The following is a 24,709-nucleotide window of genomic DNA, read 5'->3' on the forward strand; positions in this document are numbered from 1 at the left end:
GTGGTGGAGGCCATCACGGCCGTGCGGGCCCGCCACGTCCTGGTCGACGGGGCCTTCCGACCGGCCACGGTGCGGATCGGCGGCGGCCGGGTCACCGAGGTGGCGGCGTACGACGACGGCCGGCACGACCCCGGGGCGCTCGACCTCCCCGACTCCGCCCGGCTGCTGCCCGGCGTGGTGGACACCCACGTGCACGTCAACGAGCCGGGCCGCACCGAGTGGGAGGGGTTCGCGACCGCGACGACGGCCGCGGCCCGCGGCGGCGTCACCACGATCATCGACATGCCGCTGAACTCGGTCCCGCCCACCACCACCGTGGAGCACCTGCGCCTCAAGCAGCACGTGGCTGCCGAGAAGGCGCGCGTGGACGTGGGCTTCTGGGGCGGCGCCGTGCCCGGCAACCTCGCCGACCTGCGGCCCCTGTGGGAGGCCGGTGTGTTCGGCTTCAAGTGCTTCCTCGCCCCCTCCGGCGTCGACGAGTTCCCACCGCTGACCCCGCCCGAGCTCGACGCGGCGCTGACCGAGATCGCCGGCTTCGGTGGGCTGATGATCGTGCACGCCGAGGACGCCCGGGTGCTCGACGAGGCACCCCACCCGCCGAGCCGCGCGTACGCCGACTTCCTGCTCTCCCGCCCCGACCGCGCCGAGACCGACGCGATCCGCCGGCTGCTCGACGGCGCCCGCGCCACCGGCTGCCGCGTGCACGTGCTGCACCTCTCCAGCGCCCGCGCCTTGGACCTGCTGGCCGAGGCCCGCGCCGAGGGCCTGCCGGTGACCGTGGAGACCTGCCCCCACTACCTCTGCTTCAGCGCCGAGGACCTGCCCGACGCGGCCCCGCAGTTCAAGTGCTGCCCGCCGATCCGCGACCGCGGCAACCGCGACGCCCTGTGGGGCGCCCTGGTCGACGGCGTCATCGACTGCGTCGTCTCCGACCACTCCCCCTCGACACCGGAGGAGAAGGGCCGCGGCGACGGTGACCTGCAGCAGGCCTGGGGCGGCATCTCCGGGCTGCAGGTCGGCTTCACCGCCGTCGCCGACGAGGCGGCCGCCCGCGGCATCGGCCTCGAGCAGGTGAGTCGCTGGATGGCCCCCGCCACCGCCGACCTCGTCGGGCTCGGGCACAAGGGCCGGATCGCGGTCGGCGCCGATGCCGACCTCACCGTCCTCGACACCGCCGCGCCCCTCGACGTGCGTGCCGCGGACCTCGCGCACCGACACCCGATCAGCGCCTACGACGGCCGCCGGCTGGCCGGGTCGGTCACCCACACCTGGCTGCGCGGCGAGGAGCCGACCGCGGGCCACCTGCTCACTCGGGAGGCAGCAGCATGACCACAGCAGCGAACCCACAGATGCCCCCGCGGCTATTGATGGGTCCCGGCCCGATCAACGCCCACCCCCGGGTGCTGCAGGCGATGTCGATGCAGCTCGTCGGCCAGTTCGACCCGTCGATGACCGCGGCGATGAACGAGACGATGGCGCTCTACCGCGACGTCTTCCGCACCGACAACGAGCACACGCTGCTCGTCGACGGCACCTCGCGCGCCGGCATCGAGGCCGCCCTGGTCAGCCTGCTCGAGCCGGGCGACCGGGTGCTCGTGCCGGTCTTCGGACGCTTCGGCCACCTGCTGGTCGAGATCGCCGAACGCTGCGGCGCGGAGGTGCACACCGTCGAGGTGCCGTGGGGCGAGGTCGTGCCCGACGACGCGGTCGAGGACGCCGTACGCCGGGTGCGACCGCGGCTCGTCGCGGCCGTCCAGGGCGACACGTCGACCACCATGTGCCAGCCGCTCGCCGGCATCGGCGAGATCTGCCGCCGCGAGGGGGTGCTGCTCTACGTCGACGCCACCGCTAGCCTCGGGGGCAACCCCTTCGAGACCGACGCCTGGGGCATCGACGTGGCCAGCGCGGGGCTGCAGAAGTGCCTCGGCGGGCCGTCGGGCTCGGCACCCATCACCCTCGGGCCGCGGGCCGTCGAGGTGATCGAGGGTCGCAAGCACGTCGAGGCCGGCCTGCGCACCGACGACGACCGGTCACGGGGGACCCGGATCGCGTCGAACTACCTCGACCTCGCGCAGGTCATGGACTACTGGGGCCAGCGTCGCCTCAACCACCACACCGAGGCCACGACGATGCTCTACGGCGCCCGCGCCTGCGCGCAGGTGCTGCTCGACGAGGGCCTGGAGGCGAGCATCGAGCGGCACCGGCTGCACGGCGCCGCGATGCTCGAGGGCGTGCGCGGCCTGGGCCTGGAGGTCTTCGGCGACGTCGAGCACAAGATGACCAACGTCGTGGCGGTGCACATCCCCGACGGCGTCGACGGGGATGCTGCGCGCACCGCGATGCTGGAGGACTTCGGCATCGAGATCGGCACCTCCTTCGGCCCCCTGCACGGCAGGGTCTGGCGGATCGGCACGATGGGCTGGAACGCCCGCCGCGACGCCGTGCTCACCACGCTCGCCGCGCTCGAGGCCGTGCTGCGCGCCGCGGGCGTGCCGGTCACCGCCGGCGGCGGCACCGGGGCGGCCCGGGAGGTATACGCGTGAACGCCCGTCCCGGCCCCGGGGCCGACGCCGCCCGGGTCCTCGAGCGCTGCCACGAGCTCGACCGCTACTCCGCCCACCCCGCCCACCTCGAACGCACCCACCTGACCCCCCAGCACGCCCGGGCCAACGAGGTGGTCGCCGGCTGGATGGCCGACGCCGGCCTGCGCACCTGGGTCGACGCCGCCGGCAACGTGTGCGGCCGACGCGAGGGTCGCGAGCCGGGGCTGCCCGCGCTGCTGCTGGGCTCGCACCTCGACACCGTCCCCGACGCCGGCTCCTACGACGGGATGCTCGGGGTCGTCATGGCGATCGCCGTCGCCCAGCGGCTGCACGACGTCGAGCTCCCCTTCGCCCTGGAGCTGATCGGCTTCAGCGACGAGGAGGGCTCGCGCTTCGGCACCGCCCTGCTCGGCTCCCAGGCCGTCGCCGGGCACTGGCGCGAGGACTGGTGGGACCTGCGCGACCGCGACGGGGTGACCCTGCACCAGGCGTTCCTCGACTTCGGTCTGGACCCGCGGCGGGTCCACGAGGCGGCGCGCCAGCCGCACGAGCTGGTCGGCTACCTCGAGGCGCACATCGAGCAGGGTCCCTACCTCGAGGCCCGCGACGAGCCGCTCGGCTACGTCACGACCATCGCCGGTGCGCGCCGGTTCCGCCTGTCGGTGGTGGGCGAGGCCCGGCACGCCGGCGGCACGCCGTACGCCCGACGTCGTGACGCCCTGGTCGGCGCCGCCGAGGTGATCACCGAGATCGAGCGGATGGCCCGCGCGTCGGGGGACGCCGACGAGCACGACGGCTGCATCGCCACCGTCGGCCGGATCGAGGTGCAGCCGGGCGCGGTCAACGTGATCCCGGGCCGCGCCGACCTCAGCCTCGACCTGCGCGCGGCCACCGACGAGGCGCGCGACGCCATGTGGGTGCGGATGGAGCGCCGGATCCAGGAGCTGTGCGCTGCCCGCGGGCTGCGGTTCGAGGCCCAGGAGCGGCACCGTGCCCCGGCCGCCCCGTGCGCGCCGTGGCTCACCGACGCCGTCGTCGCCGGCATCGGGTCGACCGGGCAGCCCTCGCCGCTGGGCCTGTGGAGCCGCGCCGGTCACGACGCGATGGCGATGGCGCGCATCACCGACATCGGCATGCTCTTCCTGCGCTGCCACGACGGCATCAGCCACCACCCCGACGAGGCGGTGCTGCCCGAGGACGTCGAGGTCGGTCTCGACGCGTTCGAGGCCGCCGTCCGCGCCACCGCCACGTCGTACGCCGCCCGCGCCCTGCGATCGAGCCCGGCATGAGCGTCCCGACCGCGCCCGACATGTCCGAGCTGCGGATCGAGGAGCGGATCGCCGCGACCCGGATGGACCTCTCGCCCCAGGAGCGCAAGGCCGCCGCGACCCTCCTGGAGCACCTCGACGACCTCGCGACCTACCGCGCCGCCGAGCTCGCCCAGCTCGCCGGTGTCTCGAAGGCCACGATGAGCCGGCTGTTCCGCTCGCTGGGGTTCGCCGACTTCGACGAGGTCCGCGAGCACCTGCGCATCCTGCGCACCTCCACCGGGGAGCCGCGACGCCGCGACGGCGGCACCGACCTGCCCGCCCACCTGGCCCGCGAGGCCGAGGTCGTGCGCCGCGCGGTCGAGCACCCGGCCGTCCCGCAGGTCGTCGCGCTGCTGGCCTCGGCCCGTCGGGTGAGCGTCGTGGGCTGGCGCAACAGCCACCCCGTGGCGCTGCACCTGCGCCAGCAGCTGGCGCACGCCCGCGGCGACGTACGGCTCGCGCCGCTGCCCGGTCAGGTCGTCGGCGAGGAGCTCGCCGACGTCGGGCCCGGCGACGCGGTCGTCGTGATCGGCTTCCGTCGGCGCCCGACCGGCTTCGCGGAGGTGCTGCGCGAGGCCGCGGCCAGCGGCGCCGACGTGGTGCTCGTCGCCGACCCCACCGCCATCGAGCACGCCCGGACCGCCACGCTGTGGCTCGAGTGCCCGGTCTCCAGCGCACTGGCCTTCGACTCCTACGCCGCGGCGATGAGCCTGGTCAGCGTGCTGGCCGACGGCGTGCTCGCCACCCTGGGCGACCCTGCCGAGCAGCGCGTGCAGGCGATCAGCCGCGCGTACGAGCGGATGGCCGAGGTCGAGGGCGGCTGATGGACCTCGCGACCGTCTCCTCACACCGCTTCGCGCGCAGCCGCGACGACCTGTGCCTCGGCGCGGGAGAGACCCTGCTGGCAGGCGGCACCTGGCTCTTCTCCGAGCCCCAGCCCGCCACGACCGGCCTCGTCGACCTCACCACCCTCGGCTGGCCCGACCTCGAGGAGCTGCCCGACGGCTCGCTGCGGATCGCCGCGACCTGCCCGGTCGCGGTGCTGCGCGAGCGCGGTGGGGTCTTCGCGTGGTGCGCCGACGCGCTCCTGATGTCGCCGAAGGTGCAGGCGATGGCCACCGTCGGCGGCAACGTCTGCCTCGCGCTCCCGGCCGGCGCGATGACCTCGCTGCTCGCCGGGCTCGACGCGACGGCCGTCGTGTGGACCCCCGACGGCGGTGAGCGGGTCGTGGCCGTCACCGACCTGGTCGTCGGCAACGCCGCCACGTCCCTCACCTCCGGCGAGGTCGTGCGCTGCTTCGACGTCCCCGCCTCGTCCCTGGCCGCACCGATCGCCCACCGCCGTTTCTCGCTCGCCGACCTCGGGCGCTCCGCCGGCGTGGTGATCGGGCTGTGCACCGACGACGGCGTCCGCGCCACCGTCACCGGCTCGACCACGCGTCCCGTGGTGCTCGCCGACGGCGAGGGCGTCGAGGCGATCGACTGCTGGCACGAGGACGCCCACGGCGCCCTCGACTGGCGGGCCGCCCAGACCGAGCGGTGCCTCGCCGAGGTCCGCGAGGAGCTCGGATGATCGTCAACGGCTCCCCCACCACCGTCGACCCCGTAGCGGGCCAGTGCCTGCGCACCTACCTGCGCGGCGCCGGCTACCTGGACGTGAAGAAGGGCTGCGACGCCGGGGACTGCGGCGCCTGCACCGTGCTCGTCGACGGGCAGCCGCGGCAGTCCTGCCTGGTGCCCGCCGTCCGCGCCGCCGACGCCGAGGTCACCACCCTGTCCGGGCTCGGCTCCCCCGACGACCTGCACCCCACGCAGCGGGCGTTCCTGGAGGCACAGGGCTTCCAGTGCGGCTTCTGCACCGCCGGCTTCGTGCTGACCGCCTCCACCGGCGCCTGCACCGACCGCGACCTCAAGGGGAACCTCTGCCGCTGCACCGGCTACCGCAGCATCCGCGACGCGATCGCCCGAGCGTCGGAGGGCGGTCTCGACGCCCGCTCGCTGGCGCTCGCTGCTCGACCACCCATGGCCCCAGGTGGTCGAGCAGCGAGGAGCGCCAGCGACGAGCGGGCGTCGAGACCACCGGACGCCTCAGCTGGTCGAGCAGCGAGGAGCGCCAGCGACGAGCGGGCGTCGAGACCACCGGAGACGGCCATCGGCGAGTCGACCCGGCCACCCGCGGCGGTCGACGTGGTGACCGGCCGTGCGTCGTACACCCTCGACCTGCCCCCCACAGGGCCAGGGAGCGACACGCTCCACCTCGCGGTGCTGCAGAGCCCGCACAGCCACGCGGCGATCACCCGGGTCGACACCGCCGCCGCGGAGGCGCTGCCCGGGGTGCACCTGGTGCTCACCCACCGCGACGACCCCGGCGTGCTGTTCTCGACCGCGCGCCACGACAGCCGGCTCGACGACCCCGACGACACCCGCGTCCTCGACGACGTCGTGCGCTTCGTCGGCCAGCGCGTGGCCGCGGTCGTCGCCGACTCCCCCGCGGTCGCGGAGGCCGCGCTCCGCCTCCTCCACGTGGAGTACGACGTCAGGCCGGCCGTCCACGACCCCGAGGCCGCCCGCGCGGCCGGTGCACCGCTCGTGCACGGGGAGAAGGATCCCGTCACCTCCCGCATCAGCGAGCCGGGTCGCAACGTGGTCGCCCAGACGCACGGCGAGGTCGGCGACGTGTCCGCCGGGCTGGCCGCCGCCGTCCACCGCGTGCACGGCACCTGGCGCACCGCCCGGGTCAACCAGGCAGCCATGGAGACCCACGGCGCCCGCGCGTGGCTGGACGCCCCGCTGTCCGAGGGCGGAAGGCTGGTGGTGCGCACCTCCAGCCAGGTCCCGTTCCTCGTGCGCGACGAGCTCGCGCACGTGCTGGGCCTGGGGCCGACGCGGGTGCGGGTCACGACCGGTCGGGTCGGCGGCGGCTTCGGCGGCAAGCAGGAGATGCTCGTCGAGGACCTCGTCGCGCTGGCGGTGCTGCGGCTGGCCGAGCGCGACGTGCACCGGCCGGTCCAGTGGGAGCTGACCCGCGAGCAGCAGTTCACGCTGGTCCCCGGCCGGCACACCTTCCGGGTGGAGGTCGAGCTCGGGGCCGATGACGACGGCGTGCTGACCGCGATGCGGCTCGACGTGCTCAGCGACACCGGCGCCTACGGGAACCACGCGGTCGGGGTGCTCTTCCACGGCTGCCACGAGTCCGTGGCGCTCTACCGCTGCGCGAGCAAGCGGGTCGACGCCGAGGCGGTCTACACCCACACCGTCCCGGCCGGTGCGTTCCGCGGCTACGGCCTCGGGCAGGTCATCTTCGCGATCGAGTCGGCGCTGGACGACCTGGCCCGCGAGGTCGGGATCAGCGCCGTGGAGATCCGCCGGCGCAACGCGGTCGTGCCCGGCGACGAGCTGGTCGTCAACGGTCCCCCGGTCGACGACATCGTCCACGCCACCGACGGGCTGCCGCAGTGCCTGGACCTGGTGGAGCAGGCACTCGCCCGCGCCGACGACGAGGCGCCGGGCCCTGGCTGGCTGGTCGGCGAGGGACTGGCTGCGGCGATGATCGCGACCATCCCGCCGCGCGGGCACCACAGCACGGCCACCGTCACGCTGGCCGAGGACGGCGCCGTCGAGGTCGGGGTCGGGAGCGCGGAGTTCGGCAACGGGTCGGCCACGGTCCACGTCCAGCTGGTCGCGACGGCCCTCGGGGACCGCGTCGACCCGGCGCGGATCCGGGTCCGCGGCGGCGACACCGACGCGGCGGCGTACGACACGGGGGCCTACGGGTCGACCGGCTCGGTGGTCGCGGGCGGTGCGGTGCACGCCGCCGCACAGGACCTCGCCCGCCGCCTGGACGCCGGGGAGGCCGAGCGGCCGCTGGTCGGCACCGGCGAGCACCACGGCACGCCCCGCTCGGTGGCCTTCAACGTGCACGGTGTCCGGGTGGCCGTGCACCCGCCGACGGGCGAGGTGCGGGTGCTGCGCAGCGTGCACGCCGCCGACGCCGGGGTCGTGCTGAACCCCGAGCAGCTGCGCGGCCAGGTCGAGGGCGGCGTCGCCCAGGGGTTCGGCTCGGCGCTGCAGGAGGAGGTGCGGATCGAGGACGGGGTGGTCGCGACCCGCGGCTTCCGCGACTACCGCGTGCCCCAGATCGGGCAGGTCCCGCACACCGAGGTGCTCTTCGCCGACACCGTCGACCCGGTCGGGCCGCTCGGTGCGAAGTCGATGAGCGAGGCCCCCTACAACCCCGTCGCCCCCGCCGTGGCCAACGCCGTCCGCGACGCCACCGGCCGCCGACCCCGCGAGCTCCCGATGAGCCGCGACCGGGTCTGGCGGCTCCTGACGTCCGAGGAGGACCCATGTCCCACCCCCTGAAGCACGAGCCCCTGAAGCACGAGCCCCTGGAGCACGAGGGCTTCCTGCAGCAGGCCGTGGACCTCGCCGCGGCCAACGTCGCAGCCGGCGGTGGGCCGTTCGGTGCGCTCGTCGTCCGCGACGGCGAGGTGCTGGCCACCGGGCAGAACCGTGTCACTCGCGACCTCGACCCCACCGCGCACGCCGAGGTGGTCGCGATCCGGGCCGCCTGCCGGGAGGTCGGCGACTTCTCCCTGGCCGGTTGCGTCCTCTACTCCTCCTGCGAGCCCTGCCCGCTGTGCCTGGCCTCCGCGCTGTGGGCGCGGGTCGACCGGGTCGCGTACGCCGCCGACCGCGACGACGCCGCCCGGGGCGGCTTCGACGACCGGGCGTTCTACGACCTCTTCGACACCCCGCGCGAGCGGTGGGCGACCCCCGTCTCGGGGGTCAGCCTCGCCGGCTCCTTCGCCCCGTTCGACGCGTGGCTGGCCAAGGCGGACCGGACGCACTACTAGCCCTACGCCGCACCTCGACCGGCACGGCGATCAGGCGTCGCGCCAGAGCAGCCAGCACATCCAGAGCGAGGCGCCCCACAGGGCGAGGACGGGCAGGTCGCCGGTGTTGAGCCCGTGGCCGATCGAGACCTCCCAGAGCAGCCCGCCGGCCCAGGGGCCGTGCCCGGCGATGAGCAGCACGCACAGCACGGAGGTGACGAGGTAGAAGCCGACCGCGATGAGGCGACGACGCTCCCTCACGATCCCACCCCCATGACGAGCTCTTCTGACGTGCCGGCTGAGAGCACAGGGTGCCCCATCACAGCTGGGACTGGCTCATCCCCATCCGGGCGAGCACGACGGTCTCGGCCAGCTGCACCAGGTTGTAGAGCAGCAGCGTCACGAGGGTGATGATCGCGACCGAGGCCCACAGGTTGTCGAACTGCGCGGCGGCGTTGAACTTCACGATCTGCCCGCCCACGCCCTTGCCGGTCGACAGCCACTCCGCCAGCAACGCACCGGTCACCGCGCCGGGCACCGAGACCCGGGCCGCGGCGAAGAGCGACGGCAGCGCCCCCGGGATGGCGACCTTGAGCAGGGCGGCCAGGTTGCCCCCGCCGTAGACCCGCACCAGGTCCAGGCTCTCCCTGTTGGCGCGCGAGAGGCCGAAGAGCACCGAGGCCAGCGCCGGGAACAGCACGACGATCGACCCGATCACCGCCACGGACGCGGTGGTCCCGCGGCCGGTCAGCAGGATGATGACGGGGGCGATCGAGACCAGCGGGATCGAGCGGAGCAGCAGCGCCAGCGGCATCACGCCCGCCTCGACGGTCTTCGAGAGCGTGAACAGCACCGCCAGGACGATCGCGATGGCCATGCCGACGACGAAGCCGATCGCGGCGTCCTTCAGCGACACCGCGGCCAGGTCGAAGAGCAGCTCGCGCCGCTCGCCGGCGGTGGCCCGGGCATCGGGGTCGGTGACGAAGAGGAAGCGCCACACGTCGAGGGGGCCCTTGGCGACGTACGGCGAGATCTTGCCGCTCATGATCAGCGCCTGCCACGCGGCCAGCACGATGCCGACCGTGATCGCGGCGTTGAGCAGGCCCTTGCCGACGGCGGCCAGCACGGCGCGCGAGGTGCCGGCGACGCTGGCCGTCGCCACGGCGGGAGTGCCGGTCATGGCGTGCTCCGTCCCGAGACCCAGGGCGTGACCAGGCGCGAGACGAGCCCGAGCGCGCCGTAGCCGATCATCGCGACCACGGCGCACAGCAGGAAGACCGCCCAGACGCGCTCGGAGTCGAGGTTGCCCTGCAGCCGGATCAGCAGGATGCCGACGCTGCGGTCGGTGGCACCCATGTACTCCCCCAGCACCGCGCCGAGGAACGCCGTCGGCACCGCGATCTGCAGCGCGTTGAGGATGCCCGGCAGTGCGGCGACCAGCCGCACCTTGCGCAGCTGGGTGAACCTCCCACCACCGAAGACCCGGATGACGTCGAGGCTGGCCCGGTCGGCGGCCTTGAAGCCCAGCAGCGCACCGACGACGGTGGTGAAGAAGACCGCGAGCGCCGCCAGGAAGATCGCCGTCGTCGACGGGTCCCCGGGACGGGTCGCTCCGCCCAGCACGACGATCGAGATGCCCCCGACCGCCACCAGCGGCAGGCAGTAGGAGACGACCGCGATCTGCACGATGATCGGCTCCAGCCGCGGGGCCAGCAGCACGGTCGCCGCCAGCAGCAGCGCCGCCAGGTTGCCCCACAAGAAGCCGTAGGCCGCCTCGGTGATGGTGACCCGGAAGGAGCCCCAGTACGCCGAGAAGCCGTCCTCGACGAGCCGGCCCAGCACGGCGCCCGGTGACGGCACCGGCGTGTAGGTGCCGGTGTCGGGCCGGAAGGCCAGCGCGAAGAGCCACCACGCCGCGAGGAGCACCCCGACGCCGATGACGCCGGAGAGCCACCCGGGGATCCGACGCTCGCCCATCGCCCGCCCGCCCTCAGGCCTCGGCCGCGGCGCGGCCGTCGGCCCCGAAGAGCAGTTCGGAGGCCCGGTCCACGAGGTGGTGGAACTCCGGCGTGCGCATCATCTCCGGCGTGCGCGGCCGCGGCAGGTCGATGTCGATGACCTCCTTGATCCGCCCGGGTCGTGGGCTCATCACCGCGACCTGGTCGGAGAGGAAGATCGCCTCGGAGATGCCGTGGGTGACCAGCAGCGTGGTCGCCGGCTTCTCCGTCCAGATCCGCAGCAGCTCGAGGTTGAGGTTCTGCCGGGTCATGTCGTCCAGGGCGCCGAACGGCTCGTCGAGCAGCAGCACCGACGGCTTGAGCGCCAGCGCACGGGCGATCGAGACCCGCTGACGCATCCCGCCGGAGAGCTGGGCGGGCTTGGCGTTCTCGAAGCCGGTCAGGCCGACCAGGGCGATCAGCTCGGCGACGTACTCCTTGTCGACGGAGCGGCCGGCCACCTCGAAGGGCAGGGCGATGTTCTTCACCACGCTGCGCCAGGGCAGCAGCGCGTGGTCCTGGAATGCGATGCCGAGCTCGCTGTCCCTGCGCAGCTCGGCCGGGGTGCGGCCGTCGACGAGGGCGCGCCCCGTGGTGGGCTCCTCGAGACCGGCGAGGACCCGCAGGATCGTCGACTTGCCGCATCCCGAGGGCCCCAGCAGCGCCAGGAACGAGCCCTGCTCGGTGTGCAGGTGCGCGTCCTCCAGTGCGGTCACGCTCCTGCCGGCGCCGACCTTGAAGGTCTTGCCCAGTCCGTCGACCTGGATGCCGGTGCCGCCCCGACGGGCGGCACCGGCACCGGGTGTGTGCTCAGCGGTCATCGGTGTCGATCAGCCGAGGTAGTCCACGAGCTCGGGGTACTCCTCGTAGATGCCGTCGATGATGGTGGTGTCGAAGAGCTCGTCGACGCTGACCTCCCAGCCGGCAGCGGCCAGTGAGTCGACGGTCTGCTGCTTGAGCTCGTCGGTGATGGTGAACAGGCCGTTGGCCTCGGTGTCGGGCGTCGAGATCAGGTCCGCCTGCGCCTCCAGGCCCTGGGCCGTCTTCGCCGGGTCCAGGGCACCGAAGATGGCCTCGAGACCCTCCTCGTTCTCCGAGGCCGCCTTGTCGTAGTACTCCATGATCAGCGAGACGGTGTCGTCGGTCGGCTCGGTGAAGGTGTCGCTCCAGCCCTTGATCTCCGCGACGAGCAGCGCCTCGAGGAGGTCGGGGTTCTCGGCGAGGTACTCGTCGGTGACCGTGTAGGTCTCCGCGACGTAGGGCACGCCGTTGTCGGCGTAGGGCAGGTTCGTGATCTCGTAGCCGGCGTTCTCGACCGTGATCGCCTCGTTGGTGAGGTAGGCCATGAAGCCGTCGACCTCGCCCTCCATGAGGGGGGTCGGGTCGAAGTCGACGGGCACGACCTCGACGTCGTCGGGGTCGATGCCGTTGGCGTTGAGGATGGCGGCGAACACGCTGGCGTTGGAGTCCTGCACGCCGATCTTCTTGCCCACCAGGTCCTCGGGCGTGGCGATGTCGGCGCCGTCGGCCAGCGACAGGATCGTGAAGGGGTTCTTCTGGAAGGTCGCGGCGATGATCTTCAGCGGGGCGTCCTGCTCGGCGATCGCGGCGCCGACCGAGGCGGCGTCGGAGAGGGCGACCTGCACGGTGCCGCTGAGCAGCTTCGCGACACCGGTGTCCGGGCCCGAGATGCCGAACACCTCGTCGAAGCCGGCCTCGTCGTAGTAGCCGTTCTCGTAGGCGTAGAACTCGCCGGCGAACTCCTCGTTCTTGATCCAGGAGTACTGCATGGAGATCTCGCCGTACGACGCCTCACCATCGCTCCCGGTGGTGGTCTCGTCGTCGTCGGACCCGCAGGCCGACAGCGTGAGGACGAGGGCCGCTGAGACGGCGGCGAGCCCGCGCAACGAGCGCGGACGGGGGGTGGTGGACATGGCGTTCCCTCCGGGTGTGGTCTCGGGTTCGCCGCAACGTATCCAGGGCGCGTTTCACGCACTGGCACGTTCGTTTCAGGGTTGTGAAATGTGCAGCCGCCCGTGGGTGGAGCCGACCAGGGTGGCGGCGAGGATGAGCACCGCGGCGAGCATGAGGCCGGCTCCGACGTGGATGGTCAGCAGCGCCGCACCGGCCGCCGCGCCGGCCAGGATCAGCACGACGGCCAGGAACCGGCGTCCCGAGCCACCGCCCTCGGCACGCGCCCGCCCCGAGCCGAGAGTGGAGTCGGCGGCGAGGCCGGTGATGGTCGAGGTCACCACGACGGTCGTGACGTCCTTGACCGCGACGAAGCGGGCCGTCGCGGCCTGCAGGCCCATGGCGGCACCCAGCAGGGTGGTGACGGGGAGTCCCACGGCCGGATCGGGGTGGTCGCCCACCGCGAACAGGACGCCGGCGAGCCCGAGGCAGACCAGCCCGACGCTGAGGAAGAGCGTGGTGGTCAGGCCGGTCCACTTCCCCGCCGCCCGCTTGAGCACCCGGCCGCCCAGCGCCGCACCGGCCATGAAGCCCACCAGCGCCAGCACCGGGCCGAGCACCGGCAGGTCCTCCGCCCCGACGACCGCCATGCCGAGGATGACCACGTTGCCCGTCATGTTGCCGGTGAAGACCCGGTCCAGGCCGAGGTAGCCCACCGCGTCCACGATGCCGGTCGTGAAGGTCAGCACCAGCATCAGCACCAGGTGCAGCCGCTCGGCGGGGACGGCGGCGAGTCGGTTCGTCACGCGCCCATTGTGGGGCAGGTCCTCCGGCGCGCTGACGGGCGGCACGCGCCGACCCCGCCGGGCGCTTGGGGGGGGGCTGGCGCCTCTGGCGGGGTCGGGTCCCGAGAAGGGGGTGGCTCGGGACGATCGCGTGTCGGTGGGGGGTCAGTCGAAGATGTCCGGGTCGCTCGTGCGCAGGTGGTCCAGGATCGCGGCGGCCTGCCCGCGGGCCCCGGCGGCGTTGGGGTGGGCGGGCACACCCATGGCCGGGTCGTTGGCCGAGGGGCCGTAGACCTCCGCCCAGCGGACGTTGGGGTCACCGCACAGGTCCACGCCCTCCGGCGTACGGCGGTAGGTGTTGACGAACTCCGCGCCACCACGGCGGGCGGCCCGCTTGACCATGCGGTTGAGCTGGCGGAACTTCTGGGAGATCCACGCCATGTCCTCGTCGGAGGCAGGGACCGTGGGGTAGCAGCCGTGGTCGGGCACGACGTTGATGTAGTCGATGGCGAGGATCCGCGCGCCGGGGGCGATCTCGTGGATGGTGCGGAAGGCACGCACGAGCTTCTTGGTCGAGGCCCGGATGGCCCGGCCGATCTCGTCGTAGCCCTCGGCGGTGTACTTCGCCTTGCAGCCACCGAACGGCAGGCCGGCCCCGGAGTCGGTGACCGGGTTGTCGACCGGGACCACGCCCAGGCAGTCCAGGCCAGCGCTGGCGACCCCGGCGTCGTTGCCGCCGATGCCGACGGTCACCAGGTCGGTGGTGGGGCTGAGCCGGTCGAACTGCGGCGGGTTGGTGCCACCCAGCGGCAGCCCGGTCTGGGGCTCGTAGAAGTCGTCGGTCGTCGCGGAGCCGCAGGAGGCGTCACGGAACTCCCCCACGCTCAGGGCGTCCGCCAGCAGCTTGGGGTAGTTGCGGTGGGACTGGGCGCAGTCGATCGGGGCGTGGGTCGTGTCCGGGACCCCGTCGCGGTTGAGGATGACCACGTCGGCGGTCCAGGAGTCGCCGAGCGCGACGTACTCCATGCCGACCGGGGGGAGGCGCCGCTCGGGGGCCGGGGTCGCCGAGACGCTGCCGCCGACGGGCAGCAGCGCGGCCGCGGTCGCGAGCGCGACCGCAGCGGTCAGGGCCGCCAGGCTGCGGCGCGGGGAGCGGTGGGAGCGGGGCTGGATCTGCTGCACATGGTGATCAACGCCACACCCCGCCCGGAGGTCACGCGAGGGAGAGGAAGAGCTTCTCCATCTTCTTCAGGTCCGCCTCGTCGGGCGTGCCGTCGGCCATGCAGTCCTGCAGCCCGGTCGCGACGATCGCGAAGCCGCTGCGCGCCAGGGCCTTGTTGACCGCGGCGAGCTGGGTCAGGACCGACTCGCAGTCCGAGCCCTCCTCCATCATCCGGATCACGCTGGCCAGGTGTCCGTGGGCACGCTTCATGCGCAGGATGATCGCGCGGATGTCCTGGGGGTCGAGGTCCATCTGGTGCTCCCGTGTCGGCAGGGGCCTCCCTCGGCCCTGGTGTCTGGGACCAAGGTACGCCTAACTTTGCGATCCCGCAGGGGGGAGCGCCCCCGCGAGGCCCGCGGATGCGTCACCCTGTTCCCCGGAGCACCTTCGTGCCTCCGTCCCTGCAGATCCCTTCACATCCCCGACATCCCCGACTTCGAGGCGCCATGCAGACACCCGACGGGCCGCGCAGCACGCTCGGCGCCCTCGTGCTGCTCGCCCTCGGACTGGGCGCACTGGCCGCGGTCTCCCCCGGCACGGCGTACGACGTCGGCTACCTGTCCGTGCTCACCGGCGCCACCGCCGTGGCCTGGTGGGGCGGTCGGCGTCGCCGCGGCACCGCGCGCGTCCTGGCGCTGTGCGTGACCGGAGCGCTGGCGGCGACGACCCTGGGCGACCTGGTCTGGTACGTCTACTACTGGACCTCCGGGGAGCCGGACATCTCGTGGGCCGACCCGGCCTACCTGCTCTCCTATGTGCTGCTGGGTGCCGCGCTGCTGGTGGCGCTGCTGCGCTCCCAGCGCGACCACCTGCGGCTCGAGGGGGCCGTCGACGCCGCGACGATCGTCGTCGTCTTCGTGCTGGTCGGCTGGCAGTTGTGGGTGCAGGGCATCCTGGCCGACGACAGCGTCGGCTGGGGCACACGGACGGTCTGGGCCGCCTACCCGCTGCTCGACGCGGTGCTCGTCGGCCTGGTGCTGCGGGTGCTGTGGGTCCGCGAGGCGCGCGCGGTCGTCGGGTGGACCTTTGCCGGCGGCGTGACCCTGTGGCTGCTCTCGGACGTCGGGTTCCTGCTCGTGGACTCCCCGACCCTCCTCGTCGACGCCCTGCTCGACCTGGGGTGGATGCTCGGGGGCCTGGCCCTGGCGTGGGCGGCGGTCTCCCCGAGCCGTGGCGAGCCGGCGCCGCGCGAGCTCGCCCCGACCTCGCTCGGCCCGCGCCTGGCGATCGCCGTGCTCCCGTTGCTGGTCCCCACGGCCCTGCAGCTGCGCGCCCTGGCCGGTGAGAGCGTCGGCTCCGCGGTGGCGACCGGTGTGGGGATGGTGCTGCTGGTCGCGCTGGCGCTGGTGCGGACCTGGGCGCTGCTGGACGAGCAGCGCCGCACCGCGGTCGAGCTCGCCGCGGCCCGGGACCAGGCGTTGGCCGCCTCGCGCGCGAAGTCGTCGTTCCTGGCGACGATGAGCCACGAGATCCGCACCCCGATGAACGGCGTGATCGGGCTGACCGGGCTGCTGCTCTCCACCGACCTCGACGCCCGGCAGCGGGAGTACGCCCAAGGCGTCCGCACGGCGGGCGACGCCCTGCTGGGGATCATCAACGACATCCTCGACTTCTCCAAGGTCGAGGCAGGTGCCGTCGACATCGAGTCCATCGACTTCCTGCTCAACGAGGTCGTCGACGACGTGGCCGCGATCGTGGCCGAGCCCGCCCGCGGCCGCGACCTGGAGCTGCTCGCCTACTGCTCCCCCGAGGTGCCCACCGCGCTGCGCGGCGACCCCGGTCGGCTGCGTCAGGTGCTGCTGAACCTCGCGACCAACGCCGTGAAGTTCACCCACGAGGGAGAGGTGGTCATCAGCGCCCACCTCGACGGCGGCACCCCTGAGGGGCCGGTCATCCGGTTCGAGGTCCGCGACACCGGCATCGGCCTGCCCGCCGGACGCCGCGAACGGCTCTTCGACCCCTTCACCCAGGCGGACTCCTCCACCACCCGACGCTACGGCGGCACCGGCCTCGGGCTCGCCATCTGCGCGCGCCTGACCGCCGCCATGGGCGGCACCATCGGCGTGGAGAGCGAGCCCGGGGAGGGCAGCACGTTCTGGTTCCGGCTGCCGATGCGCCTCGCCGAGGACCAGCCCGCCGGACGGCCCGCCGGCCCGCGGAACCTCGAGGGTCGCCGCGCACTGGTCGTCGACGACAACGCGACCAACCTGATGGTGCTCGACGGCCAGCTCGGGGCCTGGGGCATGAGTGTCGACACGGCCGGGTCGGCCGCCGATGCGCTGGCCCTCATGCGCGAGGGCTCGACGTCGTACGACGTGGTGCTGCTGGACCTGTGCATGCCCGAGGTCGACGGGCTCGACCTCGCCCGGGCCATCACCCACGACCCCGCCCTGGAGGGGCCGCGGCTGGTGCTGCTGACCTCCGACACCGAGCTCGACCACGACGAGGCGTGGGAGGCGGGGGTGCGCGAGATCCTCGCCAAGCCGCTGCCCATGTCCCGCCTGCGCGACCTGCTGGCTGCCCTGCTGACGCCGACCGCGGCCCAGCCGGCCGCTCCCGTGGACATCGCCGTCGAGGTGATGGCCCGGGCCCGCCCGAGGGTGCTGGTCGCCGAGGACAACGAGGTCAACCAGATCGTGGCCGAGGGCATCCTCAAGGCGTTGGGCTACGACTGCGACATCGCCGCCGACGGCGAGGAGACGCTGGCGGCGATCGAGCACACGGCGTACGCCGCGGTGCTGATGGACTGCCAGATGCCCGTGATGGACGGCTACGACGCCACCCGCGAGCTGCGCCGCCGCGAGGCCGAGCGCGACCTCCCGCGACTGCCGGTGATCGCCATGACCGCCTCGGTGACCGAGGGCGAACGGGAGCGCTGCGAGGCGGCCGGCATGGACGACTTCGTCCCCAAGCCGGTCACCCCCTCCGACCTCGGCTCGGCCCTCGAGCGTTGGACGGGCACCCGGGCCTGACCACTTCGGTCCCAGGGGACTCTTGGGTCACGCAGCCGGGTTAGGACGCATCACATCTCACCCTTACTGCGCAGTAAGGGTGAGATGTCATTCGTCGTATCCCGGCTCTCCCCCACCTCGACGCACCTCAGCGAGACCGCACGTGCGGGGTGATCAGCGCGGTGCGCACGCTCATGCCGAGCTCGCGGGTGCGCAACGTGGTGATGCGCCGGCCCGGCTGGACGGCGTCCTTGGGCGTGCCGGCGAGCTCGCCGAGCAGCCCGACGGCCACGCCGAGGTCGGCGGCGACGTGGGTGAGCCCCCACAGCCGGGCGGGTCGAGCGGTGTCGGGGCCGTCACTTGGCTCGGGCGGCCCGACGACCTCGACGATGACGTCCTCGAGCCGGTAGAACACCTGCCGCACCGCGACCCCGCCGAGCTCACCGTCCCGCTCCCGACGGGCCGTGAGCCCGAGCTCCCCGAGCGCGGTCACGGTGCGCGGCAGGTCGGGTGTCATGAGCACGACGTGGTCGAGGTGCGTGACGCCGTTGGGGTGCGTCGGCGGCGCCGGCGGGTCGGCCTCGCGCGGCGCGACGGTGGTCGCGATGCCGTCCACCTCCCCCGTCGGTACGCCGCTGGGCAGCCCCGCCAGGGTCCACCCGACGATCCCGCGGTCGGCCCCGGGCCCCAGCAGCCGGACCCGCAGCCGACCGACCCGGCACACGTCGTCGGTGACCGCGAACCCGGCCCGCTCCCACGCCTCGGCGGTGTCGGCGACCTGCAGCTCCTCGACGGTGATGCTCACGGTCGGTGATCGTACGGACGCCGTCACTGGGTCCGCGGGACGGTCAGGAGTAGGCGTCGCGACGGTGCCTGATCGTGATGACACGCACGACCACGACGTCGTCGTGCACCTCGTAGATGATGCGGAACTCTCCACGTCGGGCGGAGTAGCGCCCCGCGAGCTCGCCTCGCAACGGCTTGCCGACGCGGTGGGGCTCCTCGGCCAGGACGTCGTGGAGGAAGTTGGCGCACGCCGCGGCCACTGCCTCGGGGAGGCCGTGGGTCAGCGCTCGCCGGGCGGCAGGCGACAGCTCGATGCGGTAGGTCACTCCCGCAGTCGTCCCGACGCCCGCATCTCCGCGCGTACCTCGTCCAGCGACGTCGTCCGCCCGGCGGCCATGTCGGCCTCCGCCTGACGGATCTCGGCCATGGTCTCGTCGTCGCTCAGGATGTCGAGCGTCTCGACCAGGGAGTCGTAGTCATCGGCGCTCATGAGCACCGCTGCCCGCCGCCCGTTCTTGGTGACCTCCACCCGCTGGTGCGTGCGACCCGCCTCCTCGACGAGCTTGGACAACGTGGCCCGCACCTCGGCCAGCGGCAGCGTCTTCATGTACAGGATCGTAGCGTGATCAGCAGACACGTCCCCTGCGTCACTCCTCTCCTCTCCTCTACGCGCTGGTCCTCAGGCGCCCAACGGCGAGCCCACGACCTCGAAGCGGAACCCCCCGAACTCGCCGGACAGCAACGGCCGTGCCTCGGCGATCGACGCCTGCACCTCCGGCTGCTCGAGCGAGGCACGGTGCGCCTGCGCGGACGTCCACCGCTCCACCACGAAGACCGTGTCGGGCTGCTGGTCGTCGACGCCGACGTCGTACTGCAGGCAGCCGAGGTCGGCGAGCACCGGGCTGTGGCGGGTCAGGTGCGCCACGAGCTCGTCGCGGCGACCGGGCAGGGTGCCGAGCGTTCCGGCGTTCACGAAGGTCATGCCCGGCACGGTAGGCCGCCCCACCGACACCAGGGCGACAGCAGCGCGACGACAGCCCCAGTCAGCTCGTGAGCATGCCCGCCAGCGTGGTGGTCGTGCGCCAGTTGCGGATCGTGAGCCGCGGGTAGACCGGGCTGCTGACGATCTTCGACATCCTGCTCCTGCTCGCCAGCGCGGTCACGCGGCGGTGGTAGAAGGCTCGCTCGCCCAGCTCGACGGTGTCGACGTCGGGGTGGGTGGCGAGGTGGGGCGCGACCTCGTCACGGTCGGTGCCGACGTAGAACCCCACGTCGTAGCGGTAGACGTCGGGCTCGCTCCCGAAGCCCTCCGGTGCCTGGGCGACGACCTCGCGGTAGGCATCCGCCGGCAGCGCGAGCGTGGTGACGAGCCGCGTGACCACGAACTGGCGGTGCAGGACCTCGTCGACCGCGCCGGCCACCGCGTCCGCGGCGGCGTCGCTGGACAGCACGATGTTCCCCGAGGCGATGTAGGTCCGCACGTCCCCGAAGGCTTCGGCCAGATGTGCCCGCAGCTCGGCCATCGGCACCCGGCTCGTGCCGCCGACGTTGATGCCCCGGAGCAGGACGACGTACTCCACGGCGGCAGGCTATCGGCCGGGGCGGACACCGGGCTCCGGCCCGCGGGTCAAGATCCGCCCCGAACCGGTGACGTCCCCCGCGCCGGATGGTTGGCTGTGCCGGTGCTCCACGATCTCTGGCAGGCCGTCCCCGAGCCGCTGCACGACCCGGTCGCGCTGGCGGTGCCGTTCTTCGTGCTGTTCGTGGCGATCGAGGCCCTGGCGGCCCGGATGCTCGAGGACGAGCGGCCGGTCGCCGAGCGCACCGGCCCCGACGGCCGGGCGCTCCCGCTGCCCGGCGGCTACCTCACGCGCGACGCGGCGGCGTCGATCTCGATGGGCGCGGTCTCGGTGCTCACCATGACGCTGTGGAAGCTCGGCGCCCTCGGCCTGTACGCCGTGGTGTTCGCCTACCTCGCGCCCTGGCAGCTGCCGGCCGACGCGTGGTGGACCTGGGCGCTGGCGATCCTGGGCGTGGACTTCTTCTTCTACTGGGCCCACCGCGTGGCCCACCGGGTGCGGCTGGTGTGGGCGACCCACCAGTCCCACCACTCCAGTGAGTACTTCAACTTCTCCACCGCGCTGCGGCAGAAGTGGAACAACTCCGCCGAGATCGTCTTCTGGCTGCCGCTGCCCCTGCTGGGCGTCCCGCCGGCCCTGGTGTTCCTGGGCTTCTCGGTCAGCCTCGTCTACCAGTTCTTCGTGCACACCGAGCGGGTCGGGACGTTGTGGCGCCCGGTCGAGCTGGTCCTCAACACGCCCTCGCACCACCGGGTGCACCACGGCTCGGACCCGGAGTACCTCGACCGCAACTACGGCGGCATCCTCATCGTCTGGGACCGCCTGTTCGGCACCTTCCAGCCCGAGCTGCACCGCCCGACGTACGGCCTCACCGTCCCGGTGGGGACCTTCAACCCGCTGCGACTGCAGACCCACGAGTACGCCGCGATCGCGCGCGACGTCCGTGCGGCCCCGACGTGGCGCGACAAGCTGGGCTACGTCTTCGGCCCGCCGGGCTGGCGGCCCGACATGGTGGTCACCGAGCCCGAGCGGCAGGGAGCCCCGGAGATCGCCGGCGCCTGAGAGATCGTGCGCTACTCCCCCGCCCGCTCAGTAACCAACGCCTCGACCGTGGCGGGGTCATGCGGGTGCTCACGATGGCCGACACCTCGACCCACCGGTGGACGACGCGATAGTTCGCTATGTAGGGGACTCGCTTCACCAAGACGCGGCGGTAGACATCGAAGGTCACAGCCCCGGACTCGGGGAACATCGACAGCCGTTCCACCTGGTCGTCCAACCTGGACTCGAACCGGTCGGGCAGGACTGGGTCTATCTGCTCGTAGTGCGCCTGGATAGCCGCGATGTCGTCCTCCACCGCAGGATGGAAGACGACCACGGCTCGGCTCATGCTCGACGCGCGGCGAGACGAGCCCTGAGCTCGTCCCAGGTCAACCCGATGGAGGGGTCGGCGTCCAGCTCGGCAGCACGCGACCGGATGATCGTCTTCTGCTCCTCGGTGACGTCGATCGGGACCGACTCCACGGTCTTCTCGATGAACTCCACGAGCTCCAACCGCTCATCGAGGCTCATGGCCTCGATGGCCGACCGCAGCGCTGGATTCACCATGTCTCGAGAGTACCCGGCACCACAGACACCCTCTCGTGGATCAGCGGCATGCGGCGCCGGTCCCCAGCCGACAGCAAGCGGTCGTTTTATGTATGAGGTCTTTCCGACTCAGCCTGTCTACGCAGGTCAGAAAGCCGCTTCAAATGGGTCTCATCGCAAAGCGACGCCGCCGAACCGACGAGCGCAAGAATCGTCAGCGGGCGACCGCACCTGGCCGCCGCCTCCACCTTGTGATGCCCGTCGAGGAGGAAGTGGGTCAGCCCCCAATGCGCGTAGTAGTCGCTGGGCGCATCAGTTGCAGACTGGCAGACGTCAAGGGTCGACACCGCCACCGCAGTCGGCTCCGAGCCCGACTCCAGTCGCCGGACGTACTCCTCCACGCGGGCGGCGTCATTCCACGAGGGCGGCACCATCGGGGCGATGAACTCATACAGATGCGCGTCAGGATTCACGGCGGTCTGGAAGGTCCGGTAGTAGGGCGTGCTCGGATACTCAGGCAGCCCCCAGAAGCCGTTGAGACCCCACGTGGCCACTTGCTCCCGACTGAAGTAGTCGTGCTCTCCCATGGGCTGCACAAGCGTCGGCGACACACGCAGGAGAAGCGGGACGTAGGAGTCGGCTCCCAGCAAGCCGCCGAACGTGCGGACGATGTCCGAGTCCACCTCGCTCAACCCCTCAGCAAGTCGGGTCTGGAACTCCTCCAACGACACCGTCTGATTGGCTCCCTCCTTGCGCTGGAACAGGAAGGCGCAGGTCCCGCACCAGAAGCTCAACTCGAACGCAGGGTTCTCCTTGAGGTAGAGCACGCGGTTCCCGCTCCACGCTCCCTCTGCCTTCGGCGTCTCACCGAACCACACCGTGGCTCGGTCATCCGGGACACCAAGGTCAACCGTTGTCCCGACTGCGAGCACCGAGTCTCTATCTGCGCCACCCATGGCCGCATGCTCGCATGTGCCTCACGTGCGCACTATCCAGATTGACGAGGCCTACTGCGGAACGCGTATCAAGCGTCTGGCCGCAGATTTCACATTTGGCGCGGTGGAAAGTCCACACAGAGTTGGCGATAAGGGAGTGCGAGTAGCGCACCGTCATGCGGACGCGTGACGGACCCGCAATGTCGGAGCCCCGAAGTACGCTGAGCCCACAACATCCATCCAGAGTTCCCCGTCAACAGCGGACAGGGCACGCCTTGCTCAGACGTTGAAGCGGAACTCCACCACGTCGCCGTCGGCCATGACGTAGTCCTTGCCCTCCATGCGGACCTTGCCGGCCTCCTTGGCCTTGGCCATCGAGCCCGCGGCGACGAGGTCGTCGAAGGAGACGATCTCGGCCTTGATGAAGCCCTTCTCGAAGTCGGTGTGGATGACGCCGGCGGCCTGCGGGGCGGTGTCGCCCTTGCGGATCGTCCAGGCGCGCGATTCCTTGGGGCCGGCGGTGAGGTAGGTCTGCAGGCCGAGGGTGTCGAAGCCGACCCGGGCCAGGACCTCCAGGCCGGGCTCGGTGACGCCGGCCTCGGCGAGGAACTCCGCGGCCTCCTCCTCGTCGAGCTCGACGAGCTCGGACTCGAACTTCGCGTCGAGGAAGATGGCCTCGGCCGGGGCCACGAGGTCGCGCATCTTGGCCTTGAGGTCCTCGTCGGCCAGCTCGTCGGAGTCGCAGTTGAAGACGTAGATGAAGGGCTTGGCCGTCAGCAGCGACAGCTCGCGCAGCAGCGCCCCGTCGACCTTGCCGGCCGTGATCAGGTCGATCACCGGCGTACCGCCCTCGAGGGCCTCCTTGGCGACCTTGGTCGCCTCGAGGTTCGCGACGAGGTCCTTGACCTTGCGCGACTCCTTCTCCAGCCGCACGATCGCGCGCTCGACGGTCTCGAGGTCGGCGAGGATCAGCTCGGTCTGGATGGTGGAGATGTCGTTGCCGGGGTTGACCTCGCCGTCGACGTGGGTGACGTCCTCGTCGCGGAAGACGCGGGTCACCTGGCAGATCGCTGCGGACTCGCGGATGTGGGAGAGGAACTTGTTGCCCAGGCCCTCGCCCTGGGAGGCGCCGCGCACGATGCCGGCGATGTCGACGAACTCGACGGTGGCCGGGAGGATCCGCTCGGAGCCGAAGATCTCGGCGAGCCGCGGCAGCCGCGAGTCCGGCACCCCGACGACGCCGACGTTGGGCTCGATGGTGGCGAACGGGTAGTTCGCCGCGAGCACGTCGTTCTTGGTCAGGGCGTTGAAGAGGGTGGACTTGCCGGCGTTGGGCAGTCCGACGATGCCGATGGTGAGAGCCACGGGCGGCGAGTCTAGGCCCGCGCCCGTGGCCCTCCCCAATCAGCAGCGGGCCGTCAGGAGCCGTAGAGCGCTGCTGCGCCCTGGCGGTCGGCCGTGGTCATGCTCAGGTCGGAGGAGGACCCGTTGCACTGCGGGTAGTGCATGATCGACGCCGAGTCGTAGGCCGTCAGCGGCCGCCAGTTGTTGTCCTCGAAGCAGGTGCCCGACTCCGGGCGGGTGTGCTCGTGGCGGAAGCCCAGGGTGTGGCCCAGCTCGTGGGCCAGGATGTTCGACGGGCTCCACGACCCCGAGGTCCAGATCGAGTCGTCGACCAGCACGTTGCGCGAGCGCTTGGGCGTGCTGGGGAAGAACGCCCGGGCGATGTACTGCGTGGTGTTCACCGGCTCCACCGAGAACAGCACGCTGTTGTTGCGGGTCGTGCAGCTGGAGTCCTGGCTCGCCACGTGCACGAAGTCGATCGCCGACGAGGCGGCCTCCCACTGCCCGGCGCCGCTGGCCATCGCGCTGACCATCGCGGAGTAGTCGGAACCGAACTTCGTCGAGACGCAGTAGGTGAGGTCCCCGACCTGGGAGGCGCTCCACTTGTCGTCCCTGCCGGAGACGGTGTTGACGATGAGGCCGTCCTCCATCGTCCGGCCGGTGTGCTTGTCGCCCACCATGTCGTCGAAGAACTGCCGCAGCTTGCCGTTGTCGGCCACCGGCTCGTCGCCGTTGACGACGTACTGCCCGTCGGTGTCGACGAACGTCGAGTCGCGGAACTGCTGGTAGGTCGGCACGGACGAGGAGTCCTCGGTGGCGGCGGTGGCGGTGGTGGCGCCGAGCATCGAGCAGCCGAGCGAGACGGCGAGGGCGGCGGTGGCCGCCAGGGCGCCGGTGGTGCGGTGGGGCATGGGGTGCTTCCT

General features: G+C 72.2%; 27 protein-coding genes. 9 read left to right on the forward strand and 18 right to left on the reverse strand.

What is annotated here, in order from left to right:
- From allB to BKA05_RS13285, 7 genes are read left to right on the forward strand one after another with little or no spacing between them, the layout of a single operon-like run.
- On the forward strand, positions 1 to 1,329 hold the full coding sequence (gene allB, locus BKA05_RS13255) for an allantoinase AllB (protein ID WP_179531847.1): 1,329 nt from the start codon (positions 1 to 3) through the stop codon (positions 1,327 to 1,329).
- Positions 1,326 to 2,543 (forward strand): pyridoxal-phosphate-dependent aminotransferase family protein, encoded by a 1,218-nt coding sequence (locus BKA05_RS13260; protein ID WP_246289801.1) that lies wholly within the window; start codon positions 1,326 to 1,328, stop codon positions 2,541 to 2,543. Before allB ends, BKA05_RS13260 begins: the two co-directional genes overlap by 4 nt.
- A complete protein-coding gene (locus BKA05_RS13265) occupies positions 2,540 to 3,832 on the forward strand; it encodes an allantoate amidohydrolase (protein ID WP_179531848.1) in 1,293 nt (430 codons plus the stop codon). Before BKA05_RS13260 ends, BKA05_RS13265 begins: the two co-directional genes overlap by 4 nt.
- A complete protein-coding gene (locus tag BKA05_RS13270; RefSeq protein ID WP_246289802.1) occupies positions 3,829 to 4,677 on the forward strand; it encodes a MurR/RpiR family transcriptional regulator in 849 nt (282 codons plus the stop codon). The genes BKA05_RS13265 and BKA05_RS13270 overlap by 4 nt, the downstream gene beginning before the upstream one ends.
- The gene (locus tag BKA05_RS13275; protein ID WP_179531849.1) at positions 4,677 to 5,426 is read left to right on the forward strand and encodes an FAD binding domain-containing protein; all 750 of its coding nucleotides are present in this window, start codon (positions 4,677 to 4,679) and stop codon (positions 5,424 to 5,426) included. The genes BKA05_RS13270 and BKA05_RS13275 overlap by 1 nt, the downstream gene beginning before the upstream one ends.
- Positions 5,423 to 8,215 (forward strand): molybdopterin-dependent oxidoreductase, encoded by a 2,793-nt coding sequence (locus BKA05_RS13280; protein ID WP_179531850.1) that lies wholly within the window; start codon positions 5,423 to 5,425, stop codon positions 8,213 to 8,215. The genes BKA05_RS13275 and BKA05_RS13280 overlap by 4 nt, the downstream gene beginning before the upstream one ends.
- Positions 8,200 to 8,709: a nucleoside deaminase gene (locus BKA05_RS13285; RefSeq protein WP_179531851.1), complete on the forward strand. Its 510-nt coding sequence runs from the start codon at positions 8,200 to 8,202 to the stop codon at positions 8,707 to 8,709. The genes BKA05_RS13280 and BKA05_RS13285 overlap by 16 nt, the downstream gene beginning before the upstream one ends.
- Before the next feature lie 30 nt (positions 8,710 to 8,739).
- On the opposite strand, the gene BKA05_RS13290 is transcribed toward BKA05_RS13285, so the two are convergent.
- The 8 genes from BKA05_RS13290 to BKA05_RS13325 form a co-directional block, all read right to left on the reverse strand.
- Positions 8,740 to 8,949, reverse strand: a complete 210-nt coding sequence (locus tag BKA05_RS13290) for a hypothetical protein (RefSeq protein ID WP_179531852.1) — start codon at positions 8,947 to 8,949, stop codon at positions 8,740 to 8,742.
- Between the two features lie 58 nt (positions 8,950 to 9,007).
- The gene (locus BKA05_RS13295; RefSeq protein WP_179531853.1) at positions 9,008 to 9,868 is read right to left on the reverse strand and encodes an ABC transporter permease; all 861 of its coding nucleotides are present in this window, start codon (positions 9,866 to 9,868) and stop codon (positions 9,008 to 9,010) included.
- A complete protein-coding gene (locus BKA05_RS13300) occupies positions 9,865 to 10,665 on the reverse strand; it encodes an ABC transporter permease (protein ID WP_179531854.1) in 801 nt (266 codons plus the stop codon). The genes BKA05_RS13295 and BKA05_RS13300 overlap by 4 nt, the downstream gene beginning before the upstream one ends.
- 13 nt (positions 10,666 to 10,678) lie before the next feature.
- Positions 10,679 to 11,506 carry an ABC transporter ATP-binding protein gene (locus tag BKA05_RS13305; RefSeq protein ID WP_179531855.1) on the reverse strand — a complete coding sequence of 276 codons (828 nt, stop codon included), beginning with the start codon at positions 11,504 to 11,506 and terminating at the stop codon, positions 10,679 to 10,681.
- 9 nt (positions 11,507 to 11,515) lie between these two features.
- Positions 11,516 to 12,619 (reverse strand): ABC transporter substrate-binding protein, encoded by a 1,104-nt coding sequence (locus BKA05_RS13310; RefSeq protein WP_179531856.1) that lies wholly within the window; start codon positions 12,617 to 12,619, stop codon positions 11,516 to 11,518.
- Positions 12,620 to 12,694: 75 nt separating this feature from the next.
- Positions 12,695 to 13,402, reverse strand: coding sequence for a YoaK family protein (locus BKA05_RS13315; protein ID WP_343045671.1), 708 nt, complete (start codon positions 13,400 to 13,402; stop codon positions 12,695 to 12,697).
- 144 nt (positions 13,403 to 13,546) lie between these two features.
- Entirely contained in the window at positions 13,547 to 14,563 is a 1,017-nt protein-coding gene (locus BKA05_RS13320; protein ID WP_179531857.1) for a GDSL-type esterase/lipase family protein, read from the reverse strand.
- Between the two features lie 31 nt (positions 14,564 to 14,594).
- Positions 14,595 to 14,855 carry a metal-sensitive transcriptional regulator gene (locus tag BKA05_RS13325; protein WP_179531858.1) on the reverse strand — a complete coding sequence of 87 codons (261 nt, stop codon included), beginning with the start codon at positions 14,853 to 14,855 and terminating at the stop codon, positions 14,595 to 14,597.
- Positions 14,856 to 15,049: 194 nt separating this feature from the next.
- Between BKA05_RS13325 and BKA05_RS13330 the strand changes: the two genes are divergently transcribed.
- Positions 15,050 to 17,575: a hybrid sensor histidine kinase/response regulator gene (locus BKA05_RS13330; RefSeq protein ID WP_179531859.1), complete on the forward strand. Its 2,526-nt coding sequence runs from the start codon at positions 15,050 to 15,052 to the stop codon at positions 17,573 to 17,575.
- Positions 17,576 to 17,702: 127 nt separating this feature from the next.
- Here BKA05_RS13330 and BKA05_RS13335 read toward each other — a convergent pair whose 3' ends face one another.
- From BKA05_RS13335 to BKA05_RS13355, 5 genes are all read right to left on the reverse strand, one after another.
- On the reverse strand, positions 17,703 to 18,359 hold the full coding sequence (locus BKA05_RS13335; RefSeq protein ID WP_179531860.1) for a VOC family protein: 657 nt from the start codon (positions 18,357 to 18,359) through the stop codon (positions 17,703 to 17,705).
- Between the two features lie 43 nt (positions 18,360 to 18,402).
- Positions 18,403 to 18,666: a type II toxin-antitoxin system RelE family toxin gene (locus BKA05_RS13340; RefSeq protein ID WP_179531861.1), complete on the reverse strand. Its 264-nt coding sequence runs from the start codon at positions 18,664 to 18,666 to the stop codon at positions 18,403 to 18,405.
- A complete protein-coding gene (locus BKA05_RS13345) occupies positions 18,663 to 18,947 on the reverse strand; it encodes a type II toxin-antitoxin system Phd/YefM family antitoxin (protein ID WP_179531862.1) in 285 nt (94 codons plus the stop codon). Before BKA05_RS13345 ends, BKA05_RS13340 begins: the two co-directional genes overlap by 4 nt.
- A gap of 72 nt (positions 18,948 to 19,019) precedes the next feature.
- A complete protein-coding gene (locus BKA05_RS13350) occupies positions 19,020 to 19,322 on the reverse strand; it encodes a putative quinol monooxygenase (protein WP_179531863.1) in 303 nt (100 codons plus the stop codon).
- Between the two features lie 61 nt (positions 19,323 to 19,383).
- On the reverse strand, positions 19,384 to 19,920 hold the full coding sequence (locus tag BKA05_RS13355; RefSeq protein WP_179531864.1) for a DUF1697 domain-containing protein: 537 nt from the start codon (positions 19,918 to 19,920) through the stop codon (positions 19,384 to 19,386).
- 102 nt (positions 19,921 to 20,022) lie between these two features.
- Here BKA05_RS13355 and BKA05_RS13360 point away from each other — a divergent pair, with 102 nt between their 5' ends.
- Positions 20,023 to 20,982, forward strand: coding sequence for a sterol desaturase family protein (locus tag BKA05_RS13360; RefSeq protein ID WP_343045672.1), 960 nt, complete (start codon positions 20,023 to 20,025; stop codon positions 20,980 to 20,982).
- Here the strand turns inward: BKA05_RS13360 and BKA05_RS20500 are convergent.
- The 5 genes from BKA05_RS20500 to BKA05_RS13385 form a co-directional block, all read right to left on the reverse strand.
- Entirely contained in the window at positions 20,936 to 21,310 is a 375-nt protein-coding gene (locus tag BKA05_RS20500) for a type II toxin-antitoxin system RelE/ParE family toxin (RefSeq protein WP_415836672.1), read from the reverse strand. The two genes, BKA05_RS13360 and BKA05_RS20500, sit on opposite strands and share 47 nt — an antisense overlap.
- Positions 21,307 to 21,528, reverse strand: coding sequence for an addiction module protein (locus tag BKA05_RS13370; RefSeq protein WP_179531867.1), 222 nt, complete (start codon positions 21,526 to 21,528; stop codon positions 21,307 to 21,309). Before BKA05_RS13370 ends, BKA05_RS20500 begins: the two co-directional genes overlap by 4 nt.
- Before the next feature lie 86 nt (positions 21,529 to 21,614).
- The gene (locus BKA05_RS13375) at positions 21,615 to 22,463 is read right to left on the reverse strand and encodes a hypothetical protein (RefSeq protein ID WP_179531868.1); all 849 of its coding nucleotides are present in this window, start codon (positions 22,461 to 22,463) and stop codon (positions 21,615 to 21,617) included.
- A 258-nt stretch (positions 22,464 to 22,721) separates the two neighbouring features.
- Positions 22,722 to 23,807 carry a redox-regulated ATPase YchF gene (ychF, locus tag BKA05_RS13380; RefSeq protein WP_179531869.1) on the reverse strand — a complete coding sequence of 362 codons (1,086 nt, stop codon included), beginning with the start codon at positions 23,805 to 23,807 and terminating at the stop codon, positions 22,722 to 22,724.
- A gap of 53 nt (positions 23,808 to 23,860) precedes the next feature.
- Positions 23,861 to 24,697 (reverse strand): matrixin family metalloprotease, encoded by an 837-nt coding sequence (locus BKA05_RS13385; protein ID WP_218842408.1) that lies wholly within the window; start codon positions 24,695 to 24,697, stop codon positions 23,861 to 23,863.
- Between the last annotated feature and the right edge of the window lie 12 nt (positions 24,698 to 24,709).

This window comes from Nocardioides marinus (assembly GCF_013408145.1).
In the GTDB taxonomy this organism is placed as follows: Bacteria; Actinomycetota; Actinomycetes; order Propionibacteriales; family Nocardioidaceae; genus Nocardioides; species Nocardioides marinus.

Bases quoted from the DNA above. Each gene is read 5' to 3' on its own strand.
- BKA05_RS13260 (WP_246289801.1), top strand. From the start codon at position 1,326: ATGACCACAGCAGCGAACCCACAGATGCCCCCGCGGCTATTGATGGGT.
- BKA05_RS13270 (WP_246289802.1), top strand. From the start codon at position 3,829: ATGAGCGTCCCGACCGCGCCCGACATGTCCGAGCTGCGGATCGAGGAG.
- BKA05_RS13275 (WP_179531849.1), top strand. From the start codon at position 4,677: ATGGACCTCGCGACCGTCTCCTCACACCGCTTCGCGCGCAGCCGCGAC.
- BKA05_RS13280 (WP_179531850.1), top strand. From the start codon at position 5,423: ATGATCGTCAACGGCTCCCCCACCACCGTCGACCCCGTAGCGGGCCAG.
- BKA05_RS13285 (WP_179531851.1), top strand. From the start codon at position 8,200: ATGTCCCACCCCCTGAAGCACGAGCCCCTGAAGCACGAGCCCCTGGAG.
- BKA05_RS13295 (WP_179531853.1), bottom strand. From the start codon at position 9,868: ATGACCGGCACTCCCGCCGTGGCGACGGCCAGCGTCGCCGGCACCTCG.
- BKA05_RS13300 (WP_179531854.1), bottom strand. From the start codon at position 10,665: ATGGGCGAGCGTCGGATCCCCGGGTGGCTCTCCGGCGTCATCGGCGTC.
- BKA05_RS13305 (WP_179531855.1), bottom strand. From the start codon at position 11,506: ATGACCGCTGAGCACACACCCGGTGCCGGTGCCGCCCGTCGGGGCGGC.
- BKA05_RS13310 (WP_179531856.1), bottom strand. From the start codon at position 12,619: ATGTCCACCACCCCCCGTCCGCGCTCGTTGCGCGGGCTCGCCGCCGTC.
- BKA05_RS13325 (WP_179531858.1), bottom strand. From the start codon at position 14,855: ATGGACCTCGACCCCCAGGACATCCGCGCGATCATCCTGCGCATGAAG.
- BKA05_RS13330 (WP_179531859.1), top strand. From the start codon at position 15,050: ATGCAGACACCCGACGGGCCGCGCAGCACGCTCGGCGCCCTCGTGCTG.
- BKA05_RS13345 (WP_179531862.1), bottom strand. From the start codon at position 18,947: ATGAAGACGCTGCCGCTGGCCGAGGTGCGGGCCACGTTGTCCAAGCTC.
- BKA05_RS13350 (WP_179531863.1), bottom strand. From the start codon at position 19,322: ATGACCTTCGTGAACGCCGGAACGCTCGGCACCCTGCCCGGTCGCCGC.
- BKA05_RS20500 (WP_415836672.1), bottom strand. From the start codon at position 21,310: ATGAGCCGAGCCGTGGTCGTCTTCCATCCTGCGGTGGAGGACGACATC.
- BKA05_RS13370 (WP_179531867.1), bottom strand. From the start codon at position 21,528: ATGGTGAATCCAGCGCTGCGGTCGGCCATCGAGGCCATGAGCCTCGAT.
- BKA05_RS13375 (WP_179531868.1), bottom strand. From the start codon at position 22,463: ATGGGTGGCGCAGATAGAGACTCGGTGCTCGCAGTCGGGACAACGGTT.
- BKA05_RS13385 (WP_218842408.1), bottom strand. From the start codon at position 24,697: ATGCCCCACCGCACCACCGGCGCCCTGGCGGCCACCGCCGCCCTCGCC.